The following is a 13674-nucleotide window of genomic DNA, read 5'->3' as shown; positions in this document are numbered from 1 at the left end:
TATTGTTAACCATGCATACTCGCTACTAGTATAAGACTCTTGGCATGTGTTGAGAAGTCCTACATATACATATAAAGATAAAGTACTAGCTATGAGGCTACACAACATTTTACTATATGTGAAGGAGGGGACAACATATTACTACACGAACGTATCAAATAAAATTTTATCCTGGAAAGCGAAGAAGAATCATTGTCCCACAATCTGCGTATTCTACCTTTCAGTCTATTCAACACATTCAATACGGACCGAGTATGGAACCAGTGGAATGCTTCGCCCATAAGAAACAAGCATCTACCATATATATGTCATCTGCATTGAAGTCTGCAATAAAATTTCCAAACTCTATAAGGACTAACATTCATATAAAGGAAAACGTATGTATCATTCCGATAACACTAGGAGTTTTTCTTGCAGGTTTTTCTCACCATGGTCCACTTTTAGGACCAAGAACAAAGCTTTTTGAACAAATGAGTCTAGCCGGAGAAGAATTAGGATTTGAAACTATCTTTTTTGGCCATCAGCATGTTCATCTAGAACAAAATGTAGTACATGGATATTTGTATAAACATAACAAATGGGTGCAAAAAGTAGGACCAATACCGCCTGTGATTTATAACCGTCTTCCTAATCGAAAGATTGAACATCATCCCCAAGTAGGGAAAGTAATGAAAGGACTTAAACAAAAGTCTTCATTTTTCAATGATGGTTTTTTTAACAAATGGGAGATTCATGAAAAAGTCATGAAGGATACAGATTACTCATTTCTTTTACCTGAAACTACGCTTCACCCTTCCAAACAAAAAATTCAGAGCCTGCTGACCAAGTACCCATTATATATAAAACCTGTCCACGGTAGCGTTGGAAAAGGGATTGTTCAGTGCACCAAGCTAGAAAACGGGGAACTTGAAGTAAGGTATTATATCCAAAATCAAGCAAAAGTGATTCGCTACGAGGAAGATGAAGCATTCTTTCAACAACAATTTCCGAATGGCTTTAAAGGGTATGTTGCCCAACAAGCTATTTCTCTAATCCAAAAACAAAACAGTCCCATTGATTTCCGAGTTCATGCAAATAAGAATGATCGAAATAGCTGGGAAGTTACTTTAATAGCAGCAAAATTTGCTGGAAAAGGAAGCTTAACTACGCACGTTCAACGTGGTGGCAGTATCCATACATTAGAAGAACTATTCTCAGCAGAAGAAGCAAAACGAATTCAAACAAAGCTGTCTAGTCTTACACTGAAGCTCTGCCAAGGCTTGGAGCGAAGAATGGCCCATCCCGTTGGAGAATTTGGGTTTGACTTTGGTATTGATCAGGAAGGAAAAGCCTGGTTGTTCGAAGCAAACTCCAAACCTGGCTTTCATGTTTTTGATCATCCCTCTATTCGAAAAAAGATGAAACATATCCTATCTTATCCTTACAGATACGGATTTTATCTTCATAACCAAAAAGTAAATCGGTTCAGCTAATTCGCATGGTTTTCTCTTTTCCGTGAAAAGCTATACGTGAAAGGAGGAAGTTGTATGGCAAAAAAACATAAAAAAATACAAGAAGCTCCTAATTCCCGAGAGAAATATGAACTAGATGTCGATCGAATGATTAGCGAAGGAATGGCTGGTGGGACTACGGAATCTATTCACGGAAGAATGCAAATTGAAGAAACGAGAGAACTTCCAAAGGAACATGAACCGTTTCCAGACGCAATAGAACGAGATTAACGTAACACTCCGGTTTAAGATAAACCGGAGTGTTTTATTTTCTACTCCTTTTTCTAAACACTGTAAGTGATCTAGGACTATTGATATAATAAAAACAAAATGAAGGAATTGGAAAAGAGGATTTAGATGATTGAGGAATTACGTGAACTATTTCCATCCCTAATCGAATCAGACCAACCATTTGATTTAGACAATTATCGTTGGTTTACACACAATCAAAGCAAGGTTATTGGTATCTTAAAACAAGAAATCACGGAACGAGATGAAAAAATCCTATCCACTTTCTTACAACCTTATTCTTATGTAGAAGCTGCTGTAACGGATCAAGAAAGAATTTGGAAAGGCATTCTCTTCCAAGACCAGAAGCCAAGCAATTCTTTTTCAAAGGATTCATATCGTTTTATCCATTTTACGTTAACGGAACCACCAGTCGACCTTCTTTCATTTAGGGAGGCTATTTTAGCGCTTTATCCCGTTGAAGTGCCAATCATTTGGGAAAGTAGCCAAGAAGGAACGATTGTGGAACAAGGAGAAATCCCTGAAAGTGAATATCTTGCATACGATCAAATTGTAGATGTCTTAATGAGTGATTTTTATATGAATATTCATCTATTTATTAGTCCTTATTTTCACGACATAGAGTCCGCAAATGATCATTATAAGCAAGTAAAAAAAGACAGTATCATAAGTAAAAAATATCAAAAAGGCTCCGTCACCACTTACCATGATATCGTCCCTTATCTATTTATGGATTCTCTGGATGATACACAAAAGAAGCATATGGTCCATGCCATTCTAGGGGAAACCGTTGAAGATGAAGAACTTCTCCATACAGTGGATGTGTTTCTGAGCTCTAATTCAAATACAAGTCTTGCGGCAAAAAAACTATTTATGCACCGAAATAGTCTGCAATATCGAGTGGACAAGTTTATTGAAAAAACAGGAATAGATATTAAACAATTTGAAGGAGCCTTAATTGTTTACATTGCCATTCTAATGAGATGGACATTTGATTAAAACGATATGGCATTTAGCAACGTGCACAAGAGGGGTTTCATTTCTTTGTGCACGTTTGCCATTTACCCTCTCCCTTCCTTTAAGGTACACTTAAATCATAAAATAAAACGCTTTCACAAAACGGAGGGGAAACGTAATGGCAGAATTAGCTCTAAAAAATATTCAGAAAGTGTATGACAAAAAAGTAACGGCTGTACAAGATTTCAATCTGGACATCGAAGATAAAGAATTTATCGTATTCGTAGGTCCATCTGGTTGTGGGAAATCTACAACGTTACGTATGATTGCAGGACTAGAAGAAATCTCAGATGGTGACTTTCTAATCGATGGGGAGCGCATGAATGATGTAGCTCCAAAAGACCGGGATATCGCAATGGTTTTCCAAAACTATGCCCTTTACCCACACATGAACGTATATGATAATATGGCATTCGGGTTAAAGCTTCGTAAGTTTAAAAAAGACGAGATTGATCAACGTGTACAAAACGCTGCAAAAATTCTTGGACTAGAAGCATACTTAGACCGTAAACCAAAAGCTCTTTCTGGTGGTCAACGTCAACGTGTTGCACTTGGCCGTGCTATCGTTCGTGACGCAAAAGTATTCTTAATGGATGAGCCATTATCAAACCTTGATGCAAAACTTCGTGTACAAATGCGTGCTGAAATTCAAAAACTGCATAAACGTCTTCAAACAACTACGATTTACGTAACACACGACCAAACAGAAGCAATGACAATGGCAACTCGTCTCGTTGTTATGAAGGATGGGATTATCCAACAAGTTGGTGCTCCAAAAGAAGTGTACGATAAACCAGAAAACATTTTCGTTGGTGGGTTTATCGGATCTCCTTCTATGAACTTCTTAACTGGAACACTTCGTGATGGACATGTAGAAGTTGGCGAGCTTAAGATCGCGGTTCCTGAAGGAAAGATGAAAGTACTTCGTGATCAAAATTATGTAGGAAAAGAGATTGTACTTGGTGTACGTCCTGAAGATATTCACGATGAGCCTGTTTTCATCGAATCTACACCAGATACAAAAATTACAGCTACAATTGATGTTGCAGAATTAATGGGTTCTGAATCTTATTTATACTCTAAAGTAGCAGACCAAGACTTCATTGCTCGTGTTGATTCTCGTACGGATATTAATGGTGGCGAACAAATTGAACTAGCATTCGATATGAACAAAGCTCACTTCTTTGATAAAGATACAGAGCTTCGAATTCGATAAGACTAATGAGAGATGCGATTTTAGAATCGCATCTCTTTTTATATTTCTTCGATTACCTTAGTCATATCATGACTGCAGTTGGGACAAATAAATAAATGCACACAAATATTGTTTTGGTTCGATGTATCTATTCCGTCGACAGTATTCGTAATTTGGTAATCTAAATACGGACTATAATCACTATGATAGTCTACAGCACGACCGACATTCTCCATATGATTTCCACAGTTCGTACAATACGTTTCAAATTCCTCCAACCCATTGCACAAAGGGCAACTCTTCAACTGGATCCACCCCTTTCATGGTCTTAATGTGCACCATTACGGGCGATTTCATGTTAGTAAATATCAAAAAGAGGTACCTGCAATGCAGGTACCTCTAGCCATGTTATATTCAGTTATTATCTGCGTCCACCAAGTTGTTGCTCAGCAGTTTGGACTAAACGCTTTGTGATTTCTCCACCTACTGACCCGTTAGCACGAGAAGTAGTATCAGCACCAAGGTTTACACCAAATTCTTGAGCAATCTCATATTTCATTTGGTCTAGTGCTTGTTCTGCACCAGCTACTAATAGTTCGTTGTTATTGTTGCTGCTTGCCATGTCTTTTCACCTCCCTGTTACTAACTAGTGTTTGATGTTAGTTGTTTCTTATTATAATTTTTTACTGGTAATGTTTTACTTCGGAAGTGTTTCTTAAAAATTACTTAACTTGTCCGCCAAATTGTTGTTCTGCAGTTTGTACTAAACGTTTCGTGATTTCTCCTCCAACAGAACCATTGGCACGGGAAGTATTATCTGCACCAAGATTAACACCAAATTCCTGAGCGATTTCATATTTCATTTGATCAAGAGCTTGTTCCACGCCAGGTACAAGTAGTTCGTTGTTGTTGTTGCTGGCCATGTCTATCACCTCCTGTACCCAATATTGTGAGCAGGATCGTTATATTTATGATGAAAATACGAGAAAAATTTTGAAGAAAAATTATCCAAACGACAAAAATCCTAGCATGGCGGTTTTAAGCCAAGCTAGGATTTTATAATTTTTTTCTTACTTTTATAGATGAAAGCTTCTCATTACTTCGGATACGTCATTTCTTTTGGATTAATATACTCATCAAATTGCGCTTCTGTTAATAGTCCTGATTCCAATGCAGCTTCTTTTAACGTCGTATTATCCGCAAAAGCTTTTTTTGCAATTTTAGCTGCGTTTTCATAACCTATATGTGGATTAAGTGCTGTTACGAGCATTAAAGAGTTATTCAAGTTCTTCTCAATGTTTACGTGATTTGGCTCAATTCCAACCGCACAGCGATCATTAAAGGAAAGCATACTATCCGCTAAAAGCTGAGCAGATTGTAAGAAGTTATACGCAATAACCGGCTTGAATACGTTTAACTCAAAGTTTCCTTGGCTTGCAGCAAAGCCAATTGTTGTGTCATTTCCCATTACTTGAGCTGCTACCATCGTTACAGCCTCACTTTGCGTCGGGTTTACTTTTCCTGGCATAATAGAGCTTCCAGGCTCATTTGCCGGAATATTGATTTCTGCAAGTCCACTTCTAGGACCACTCGCTAACCATCTTACATCATTAGCGATCTTCATTAAGTCTGCTGCCAAACCTTTTAGTGCACCGTGAACATATACTAGCTCATCATGACTTGTTAGCGCATGGAATTTATTTTTTGCAGAAACGAATTTCTTACCTGTTAGTTCGCTAATCTTTGCACTTACACGTTCAGAAAATTCCGGGTGAGCGTTTAACCCTGTTCCAACCGCCGTTCCACCAATTGCTAATTCACGAACATAGTCTAAGCTTTGAATTAACATATGTTCTGTTTTTTCTAACATACGATGCCATCCGCTAATTTCTTGTCCTAGTGTTAATGGAGTCGCATCTTGAAGGTGTGTACGACCAATTTTGACAATATCCTTAAACGCTTCCATTTTTTCAGCGAATGTTTCTTTTAATGTTCTTAGTGCAGGTAATACAACGTCTTCCACTTTCATTAATGCAGCAACGTGTAAAGCTGTTGGATACGTATCATTAGAGCTTTGAGATTTATTCACATCATCATTCGGGTGAAGTTTTAAGGCACTATTTTGCTCCTGCAACCATTGATTCCCCACGTAGGCAATGACTTCGTTTACATTCATATTCGACTGAGTACCGCTTCCAGTTTGCCACACAACTAGTGGGAAATGGTCATTTAATTCATTAGCCACAATTTTATCAGCAGCATAGGCAATTGCGTCTGCTTTTTCTGATTCTAATAAGGCTAATTCTTTGTTTACGAGTGCTGCACTTTTTTTCAAGATTGCAAAGCCACGAACAATCTCAACTGGCATCTTTTCTGTACCAATTGGAAAGTTTTGTTTACTTCTTTCAGTTTGTGCACCCCAATATTTGTCTGCTTGTACTTTTATTTCACCTATTGTATCTCTTTCCATGCGGTAATCCATGTTTTATCCTCCCTTATGATCAAATACCCTTTTCCATTGTATCAAATTTTTAGAAAAACATTAAAAATTTATTCAACTACCTACAAAACTTCTCCCTTAAAAACGGTAATTGCATCCAATTCCGATTTTCCGCTTACGATATCATCTTCCTCATGATATGCTTAAAGTATCACTTTGGGAGGGGGGAATCTAGACGCTAGATGACTCTCATAAGTGGTTGGATATGGTGATTATTTGAAGTCTCTTTAAGAGAGACTTTTTTTTTGGCACAAAAAATTCTTGGTTATGTCTACTAATCTTACCAAACTCTCTTTATAATGAGTATATATGGGTGCCTAGGAGGAATAAACATGCCAAATATATGGACACACATGCTGTTTTGTGATGAATTATTGGAAACCATTAAGGAACCAGCCTGCGTAGAATACGAAACGTATTTAAACCTTGGAGCACAAGGTCCAGACCCTTTCTTTTACCATAATTTTTTGCCTTGGAAAAAAGAGAAGAAGGTGAATCATATTGGAACCTTACTTCATACGGAGCGATGCGGGGAATTCCTACTTTATCTTATTCAAAATGCTCCACAACATGGTGAGAAAGCAAAAGCCTATGTGCTCGGATTCGTAACCCACCATATATTAGACCGAAATACACATCCATATATCCATTATAGAGCTGGATATAAAGGGAATAAGCATCAATACTTAGAAGTCATTATTGATACAATTATGATGAAACGCATCCGTAATCAAGATACGTGGAGGTTTCCCGTTTACAAGGAAATTGACGTCGGATCGAAGTTGGACGATAAGGTTCATCAATTAATAAAAGAGGCAATCAGAATACATTTTCCCGAAGCCATAAAAAACCTTCCTTCTGAATTTGTCCAAGATTCTTATCGGGACATGAAAAGAGCGTTGCGAATCGTATCAGACTCAACTGGCATAAAACATATTTTTCTTTCTTCCTTTATCTCTTCCTTTTCTCATCGTCCGATTAGAGAGGGAAAAGATTACTTAGGAGAGGAAGGTAGTACTTGGTATCATCCTGCTACAAACGAACCTTCTACAAAAAGCTTTTTAGACTTATATGAGGAAGCCAAAATAGAAGGAACGGACATTTTGATAGCTCTCCTCCAATATTGGGATCGTCCTTCAGATGATCAATTTGCCAAACTTAATACATTATTGGATGACATCTCTTATGACACAGGAACCCCTGTGTCCATGAGACATAAGCCAATATATAGTGATCCAATCGTATAGAAAAAGAGGCCAACTGGCCTCTTTATTTTGCCTCTTCTATTCCCTTTTCAATGTTTACACGGTGTAACAGGATAATTCCAACGATGAAGAACACTAATAATGAAATGATCCCAAAACGACTGTTACCCGTTAATTGCCCTACTATTCCGAATAAGAATGGTCCAAATACAGCAGCGAATTTGGAGGATATTCCAAAGAACCCATAAAACTCTGCATGGCGATTTGCCGGTACCATTTTCCCGAAAATAGAACGACTAAGCGCTTGGGCACCACCCTGTACCAGGCCAACACAAATAGCAAGTAAATAAAAGTGTAATGCACTGGACATGAAAAACCCAAGTAATACTATAGCGACATAAATGTATAAAGATAGGAGCAATGCTTTCTTGGCAGAGATTTTGGAAGACAGCCACCCAAATGCAAACGTACATGGCAACCCAACAAACTGTGTAATCAATAGCGCAGTAATTAAGTCGTTTGTTCCAATTCCAATATCTTTACCATAGATTGTTGCCATCTTGATTATCGTTGATATTCCATCATTATATAACCAAAAAGCAATTAAAAAAATAAACAATTGCTTGTAATGCTTAAGTTCCTTAAGTGTCTGCCCTACTCTAGTAAGTCCAATGGCTGCATATGATTGGGTTCGTTTCAATCGTACTTTTTTCTCTTCTTGGATGTTTTTAAACAAAGGAATAGAGAATGCGAACCACCATATCCCAACTGTAATAAAGGCAATCTGACTAGCCACCATTGCATTCGGAATGCCAAACCAATCATGCTTGAGTAACATGAGGACATTTATCGCTAAGAGAATACCTCCACCTAAATAGCCCATGGCATATCCCCTTGCCGATACTCGATCTATGTCATGTTCATCCGCGACTTCTGGTAAAAAAGCATCATAAAAAACGTTTGCACCAGAAAAACCAATCGTTCCAATAATTAATAATAAAGACGCTAGTATATAGTCGCCTTCTCCAACAAATGCCAGCAAGATACTTGCAATAATCCCCATGTAAGCGAAGAATCTTAAAAATTGTTTTTTTGCAGAGGAATAATCGCTTATTGCTCCTAAAACCGGAGACAGAATAGCGACTGTAAATACTGCAATGGAGTTCGAATAGCCCCAATAACTAGATGCCAGCGATTGATCCAAACCTTTTGCGGCAACATCATAATAATAAACAGGTAAAATAGCAGCAGTAATTGTTGTCGCAAATGCGGAATTGGCCCAATCGTACATGGCCCAACTTCTTATTAACTTCTTTTTCATTTCCCCACCTTCACCTTCTATACATTATGTAACGCCAGGTGTACAACCCTACCTTTTATTATATCAATGATTGTTCTAACTTTTGGTAACCTTTACAAAAACTTAATGTGAAAGATGTATTTTTTTAAAACAGTGATGGTATAAAAATAGATGCCACATATGTGACATCTATTTTTGTTGTAAATCGTAATACTCTTCTAATGTAAGGCTACGGGTATATAGTTCTTTCGCGAGTTCTTTACCAACATATCTGATATGCCAAGGTTCATAGCTATACCCCGTTATCGCTTCTTTCCCTTCGGGGTACCGAATAACAAATCCATACTTATACGCATTGTCTGCTAACCATGCACCTTCATCTGTTTGTTCAAAGGTTTGTTCCAATGCAAAGGCCATTTCTGCACTCGTTACATCCATAGCTAGTCCTGTTTGGTGTTCACTACTTCCAGGTTGAGCAGAAAATTTATCTGCGTGTTTTTTTCCATTCTTCTCAACGTTATTTTGATAGATAACTGCCTGCCTTTCATAAGACCGGTATCCAGATGCTGCGACAAGATCCAAGCCCGCCTTTTTGGAAGCTTGGAATAATGCTTCTAACGCGGTTGCCGCTTCTAGTCTAAGCTGTTTCTTTTCGGCAAATTCTTCAAAAGGAAAAGGAACATTTGGAACAACTAGGTCTGCTGGTACGTAGTCATCCGGTAAAAAGTGAGTTTTATTAACCAATATATGAATGTTATCCGGATCTTCACTAGCTAATACCAATTGCGGACCAATCTCCTCCTCTTCTGGAGCAGGTTCCTCCGATTGATTTATGTCCTTTGAATCTTGATTTGAGTTATTTTCATTTGATTCGGCTGTTTCTTCTGTAGGCGAATCAGTATCCGGTTGTTTGGATTCTGGTTGTTCATCATGTCCACATGCCATTAATGCCAATGCTAAACCAATCCAAAGAAGCATGATTTTTTTCATGGATATGTCTCCTTAGTTGTTTTATATTCCTCATCCACTATAACATACAATTGTAGTGACGAAATATGGTTTATTTATCCTAAATGCGAGGACTAAAAAAGACCTTGTCACATGTTGACAAGGTCCTGTATCCATCTTATTCTGTTACATATAATTGATACTGTTCACTTAGTTCGTAGAACGCTTCGCTGTTGTTCGTATCAATCGACTCATTAATCATCTTTTCTAAATGCGCTTTATTCCAATTAAAACATAATTCATCAAGGAGTAACTGTGCTGCTAGTTTAATTTCATATGAAATCTCCCTTTTTGCTACAATCTTTGAATAATGACCACTGCCAAATACCTTTAACCTGTAGTTTACTTTATGCTTTTTCATGGAACACGCCTCCTCGTTCCTTTTTTCTATTATCCTAAATTTTCTGGGATAATGCAATAATTTTCAGATAATTTGTTGGTGGTTATTTTTTCCTTTCTATGTACAAGTTCACTTTATTCAACTTGGATAAACAACTTCTGTAAATAGAAACAGCATACAAAAAACAACCCTGTTTTAAAATTTCTTAAACAGGGTTGCTTCCAGTTGTTGAGATCCACTTGATGATTTTTTTCCATCTGACTCAGGGTGTATCACCTTAAAGGCCAACAGTGCGGCAATAATTGCGGAGCCACAAAGTACGGCTACCATCCAAATTAAACTTGGACGATTCATTAGAATAGCAATAATTGGAGGACCAGCTGCTACACCAGCAAATCTTGCAGAACTATAAATACAACTGATGGTCCCACGTACTTCTTTCCCAATGCTTTCAGTTATAATAGCATCTAAGCTTGGTAAACCGACTCCAATGCCAACTCCACACACTAGGAACACAATAAGTAAATAAATAAACTGATCTGAAAAGCTAACGGCAACTGTTGAAAATCCTGCTAGTAATATTCCGATGAACGTAATCCATTTCATCTTGATAATATCATCCTTGATCACTTTCCCGGTTATATAGGAAGCTAAGCATAGCGCTGCTAAGGGAATCGCAAGATAAAGTCCTTTTCTGATTCCATCAATACGGTAAACATCCTCCATTACACTAGATAGATAAAAGAGGATTCCAAACAAAATAAACATTAAAATCGCACCGACAATAAATACAGCAATCAACCATCGGCCGTGTGTATGAAAGGTGCGTTTTGTATCTTTCCAAAATACTTTGAAGGTTGGCCCTTTATCCTCATTCTTTGGTTTTTTCACAAGAATCACTACTAATAGGACGGACATTAAACAAAAAATTGGTATAGAAAAGAAAGGTAAAAACCAAATGACTCCGGCGAGTAAGGAACCAAGTATAGGGCTCAATACTTTTCCAAATGTATTTGATGTTTCAATAATGCCAAGTGTCGCACTTACATCCTTTTCTCTTCTAAACATGTCTCCTACTAGTGGTAAAACAATTGGAGCCGTGCCTGAGGCACCGACCCCTTGAAGGATCCGGCCAATCAAAACCCATGTAAAGGCATCATCCATTTTCCATGATGCATACCCTGATATCAAGCCACCAATTCCAGCGGCAATCAATGCAGGAATAATCACGATTTTCCTACCAAATCGATCGGATAAAAAACCCGCAATTGGAATAAGAAAAATCGCAACAATGGAATATACAGTAATAATATAGCTAGATTGAAGTTTCGTTATATCTAGTTGTTCCTCCATCTCTGGAAGAACTGGAATGAGCATCGAATTTCCTAAAGTCATAATTAGTGGAATCGAAGCTAAGGAAACGATTGCCCATCTTTTTTCGTATATTTCACCACTTTTTTTTGCTTCGCTCATGATGACAATCCTTTCAAATTGGGCTAAGCATATTGTTTACCATAAGGCTCATCCTTCATGCAAGGACTTATCATACAGTTAATGGAAGTTAGAAGAAACGACCTACTTTTTTATAGTAGGTCGTTTCTTCTCTTTCTATTTATTTGGATGCTACTTTCTGTGTAATTTCCACCGTTCTTTTTGCTTGAAACTTCACAGCACCTTCCACGTCCTCTTTCATATTGTTATTCTCATCCACCGTTACACTGACGCCATAAGGGTTTCCACCAGCTACAAATGTAACAGGATCTGCATAACCGGGTGCTGCAATTATCGCTCCCCAATGGAACATAGACGTATATATACTTAGGATGGTAGCTTCTTGTCCACCATGTGGATTTTGTGCAGAAGACATGGCACTTACTACTTTATTCACTGTTTTCCCCTGTGCCCATAATCCTCCGGCTTGGTCAAAAAATTGCTTCGCTTGCGCAGGTACGTTCCCGAATCTGGTTGGAACACTAAATATGATTCCGTCCGCCCATTCTAAATCATCGTTCGTTGCCTCAGGAACATCCTTTGTTGCTTGATAGTGTTGCTGCCAAGCAGGATTGTGGGCAATCGCAGATTCGGGAGCGAGCTCTTTCATTTTAAGCACTTTCACATCAGCCCCTGCTTCCTTGGCCGCTTCTCCCGCCCATTTCGCCAATTGATAATTGGTACCCGTTGAACTGTAATAAATTACCGCAATATTTACCATACTACTCGTCCTCATTTCTCTATAGTGTTCAAAACATAGTATGTATCAAACGAAAATGGAACATACAAAAAAGAATGTATATTTTTCCAACCGAATGGAACGATCATTTCTGTAAAAAGTAAGCTGTAGAAAGTTTCGCTTAGTAAACTAGTTTTAGCTTGGAAAAGTAATCTTCCCGTATGAAGCACTTTTTCTCTAGACCCACTCAACCCTACTCTGATAAGCTAACTATGCTTATATAGAAATGGAGGCATAGCAATATGGAGCAATACACAAACTTAAAAAAGGGAGAAATGGGTGCTTGGGTAAGTATTGGTGCTTACCTGTTTTTATCTGCAATTAAGCTTATTGTAGCTAGTATTGGAAATTCAGATGCACTCCGTGCCGATGGGCTGAATAATACCACGGACGTTATTGCTTCCATTGCCGTATTAATTGGACTTCGTATCTCCCGAAAGCCACCAGACGAAGATCACCACTACGGACATTTCCGGGCAGAAACCATTGCTTCGCTCATTGCCGCCTTCATCATGGTAACGGTCGGGATTAACGTAATATTAGATACCGTACAAAATCTATGGAACGGTATAGAATCGAATCCATCCATGCTAACGGCTTGGACAGCCCTATTCTCCGCTATCTTCATGATAGCTGTTTATCTATATAACAGTCGTTTGGCGAGAAAAGTAAGGAGCCTGTCCCTTCAAGCGGCAGCACAGGATAACAAATCAGATGCCCTTGTTAGCTTAGGAGCATTCATAGGGATTATTGGTGCACAAATGGGACTTACTTGGTTGGATCCCATTGCTGGTCTTATTGTCGGCATCATTATTTGTTGGACCGCCTGGAAAATATTTTCCGAAGCTACACACACGTTAACCGATGGCTTTGATGAACATGATTTATCTAAGATTAAAGCGAGTATTGGAAAAGACCCAGAAGTAGAAGAAGTAAAAGATGTAAAAGGAAGACTCCACGGGAACCAAGCACTAGTGGAGGTTACCATTTATGTGGACCCAAATTTGAATGTAAAAGAAAGCCATGAAATTACCGAACGCTTAGAGGATATTCTAGAGAAGGAGCATGATGTGAATCATGCGCATATCCATATAGAACCTTATAAAGAAGAAACACATAATGAGAAATAAAAAGCGCACT

15 protein-coding genes are annotated in these 13674 nt (G+C 38.1%); 6 read left to right on the top strand and 9 right to left on the bottom strand.

Translation table 11 applies throughout. The annotated features are described in order from the left end of the window. Positions 1–254: 254 nt before the first annotated feature. The 4 genes from FN924_RS05670 (at position 255) to FN924_RS05655 (ending at position 3972) form a co-directional block, all read left to right on the top strand. Positions 255–1472, top strand: a complete 1218-nt coding sequence (locus tag FN924_RS05670) for a YheC/YheD family endospore coat-associated protein (protein WP_143892552.1) — start codon at positions 255–257, stop codon at positions 1470–1472. Positions 1473–1526: 54 nt separating this feature from the next. After that, a complete protein-coding gene (locus FN924_RS05665; protein WP_143892550.1) occupies positions 1527–1721 on the top strand; it encodes a hypothetical protein in 195 nt (64 codons plus the stop codon). 126 nt (positions 1722–1847) lie between these two features. After that, positions 1848–2738: a PucR family transcriptional regulator gene (locus FN924_RS05660; RefSeq protein WP_143892548.1), complete on the top strand. Its 891-nt coding sequence runs from the start codon at positions 1848–1850 to the stop codon at positions 2736–2738. A gap of 136 nt (positions 2739–2874) precedes the next feature. After that, entirely contained in the window at positions 2875–3972 is a 1098-nt protein-coding gene (locus FN924_RS05655; RefSeq protein ID WP_143892546.1) for an ABC transporter ATP-binding protein, read from the top strand. Between the two features lie 38 nt (positions 3973–4010). Here the strand turns inward: FN924_RS05655 and FN924_RS05650 are convergent, their stop codons facing one another. The 4 genes from FN924_RS05650 to fumC all read right to left on the bottom strand — a co-directional run bounded on the left by FN924_RS05650 (position 4011) and on the right by fumC (position 6433). Further along, on the bottom strand, positions 4011–4256 hold the full coding sequence (locus tag FN924_RS05650; protein WP_228409588.1) for a hypothetical protein: 246 nt from the start codon (positions 4254–4256) through the stop codon (positions 4011–4013). A 116-nt stretch (positions 4257–4372) separates the two neighbouring features. Further along, complete coding sequence (locus FN924_RS05645) at positions 4373–4573, bottom strand: alpha/beta-type small acid-soluble spore protein (RefSeq protein ID WP_143892542.1); 201 nt, start codon at positions 4571–4573, stop codon at positions 4373–4375. A gap of 100 nt (positions 4574–4673) precedes the next feature. Continuing rightward, positions 4674–4874, bottom strand: a complete 201-nt coding sequence (locus FN924_RS05640) for an alpha/beta-type small acid-soluble spore protein (RefSeq protein WP_143892540.1) — start codon at positions 4872–4874, stop codon at positions 4674–4676. A gap of 173 nt (positions 4875–5047) precedes the next feature. Next, complete coding sequence (gene fumC, locus FN924_RS05635; RefSeq protein ID WP_143892538.1) at positions 5048–6433, bottom strand: class II fumarate hydratase; 1386 nt, start codon at positions 6431–6433, stop codon at positions 5048–5050. Positions 6434–6783: 350 nt separating this feature from the next. Between fumC and FN924_RS05630 the strand changes: the two genes are divergently transcribed. Next, complete coding sequence (locus tag FN924_RS05630; protein WP_143892536.1) at positions 6784–7698, top strand: zinc dependent phospholipase C family protein; 915 nt, start codon at positions 6784–6786, stop codon at positions 7696–7698. Between the two features lie 22 nt (positions 7699–7720). Here FN924_RS05630 and FN924_RS05625 read toward each other — a convergent pair whose 3' ends face one another. From FN924_RS05625 to wrbA, 5 genes are all read right to left on the bottom strand, one after another. After that, a complete protein-coding gene (locus tag FN924_RS05625; RefSeq protein ID WP_143892534.1) occupies positions 7721–8977 on the bottom strand; it encodes an MFS transporter in 1257 nt (418 codons plus the stop codon). 168 nt (positions 8978–9145) lie between these two features. Further along, the gene (locus FN924_RS05620) at positions 9146–9946 is read right to left on the bottom strand and encodes a M15 family metallopeptidase (protein ID WP_143892532.1); all 801 of its coding nucleotides are present in this window, start codon (positions 9944–9946) and stop codon (positions 9146–9148) included. Positions 9947–10082: 136 nt separating this feature from the next. Next, the gene (locus tag FN924_RS05615) at positions 10083–10325 is read right to left on the bottom strand and encodes an IDEAL domain-containing protein (RefSeq protein ID WP_143892530.1); all 243 of its coding nucleotides are present in this window, start codon (positions 10323–10325) and stop codon (positions 10083–10085) included. A 174-nt stretch (positions 10326–10499) separates the two neighbouring features. Then, positions 10500–11777: an MFS transporter gene (locus tag FN924_RS05610; RefSeq protein WP_143892528.1), complete on the bottom strand. Its 1278-nt coding sequence runs from the start codon at positions 11775–11777 to the stop codon at positions 10500–10502. A 139-nt stretch (positions 11778–11916) separates the two neighbouring features. Further along, positions 11917–12516, bottom strand: a complete 600-nt coding sequence (gene wrbA / locus FN924_RS05605) for an NAD(P)H:quinone oxidoreductase (protein WP_143892527.1) — start codon at positions 12514–12516, stop codon at positions 11917–11919. A 260-nt stretch (positions 12517–12776) separates the two neighbouring features. Between wrbA and FN924_RS05600 the strand changes: the two genes are divergently transcribed. Next, a complete protein-coding gene (locus tag FN924_RS05600; protein ID WP_143892525.1) occupies positions 12777–13664 on the top strand; it encodes a cation diffusion facilitator family transporter in 888 nt (295 codons plus the stop codon). The last annotated feature ends 10 nt before the right edge of the window (positions 13665–13674 follow it).

The sequence above is a fragment of the Radiobacillus deserti genome (assembly GCF_007301515.1).
GTDB lineage: Bacteria > Bacillota > Bacilli > Bacillales > Amphibacillaceae > Radiobacillus > Radiobacillus deserti.
Note: the sequence above shows the minus strand (reverse complement) of the source record. Positions and strands in the feature narration are given on the sequence as shown.

Bases quoted from the DNA above. Each gene is read 5' to 3' on its own strand.
- FN924_RS05600 (WP_143892525.1), top strand. From the start codon at position 12,777: ATGGAGCAATACACAAACTTAAAAAAGGGAGAAATGGGTGCTTGGGTA.
- FN924_RS05660 (WP_143892548.1), top strand. From the start codon at position 1,848: ATGATTGAGGAATTACGTGAACTATTTCCATCCCTAATCGAATCAGAC.
- FN924_RS05610 (WP_143892528.1), bottom strand. From the start codon at position 11,777: ATGAGCGAAGCAAAAAAAAGTGGTGAAATATACGAAAAAAGATGGGCA.
- fumC (WP_143892538.1), bottom strand. From the start codon at position 6,433: ATGGATTACCGCATGGAAAGAGATACAATAGGTGAAATAAAAGTACAA.
- FN924_RS05645 (WP_143892542.1), bottom strand. From the start codon at position 4,573: ATGGCAAGCAGCAACAATAACAACGAACTATTAGTAGCTGGTGCAGAA.
- FN924_RS05640 (WP_143892540.1), bottom strand. From the start codon at position 4,874: ATGGCCAGCAACAACAACAACGAACTACTTGTACCTGGCGTGGAACAA.
- FN924_RS05620 (WP_143892532.1), bottom strand. From the start codon at position 9,946: ATGAAAAAAATCATGCTTCTTTGGATTGGTTTAGCATTGGCATTAATG.
- FN924_RS05630 (WP_143892536.1), top strand. From the start codon at position 6,784: ATGCCAAATATATGGACACACATGCTGTTTTGTGATGAATTATTGGAA.
- FN924_RS05655 (WP_143892546.1), top strand. From the start codon at position 2,875: ATGGCAGAATTAGCTCTAAAAAATATTCAGAAAGTGTATGACAAAAAA.
- wrbA (WP_143892527.1), bottom strand. From the start codon at position 12,516: ATGGTAAATATTGCGGTAATTTATTACAGTTCAACGGGTACCAATTAT.
- FN924_RS05615 (WP_143892530.1), bottom strand. From the start codon at position 10,325: ATGAAAAAGCATAAAGTAAACTACAGGTTAAAGGTATTTGGCAGTGGT.
- FN924_RS05670 (WP_143892552.1), top strand. From the start codon at position 255: ATGGAACCAGTGGAATGCTTCGCCCATAAGAAACAAGCATCTACCATA.
- FN924_RS05625 (WP_143892534.1), bottom strand. From the start codon at position 8,977: ATGAAAAAGAAGTTAATAAGAAGTTGGGCCATGTACGATTGGGCCAAT.
- FN924_RS05665 (WP_143892550.1), top strand. From the start codon at position 1,527: ATGGCAAAAAAACATAAAAAAATACAAGAAGCTCCTAATTCCCGAGAG.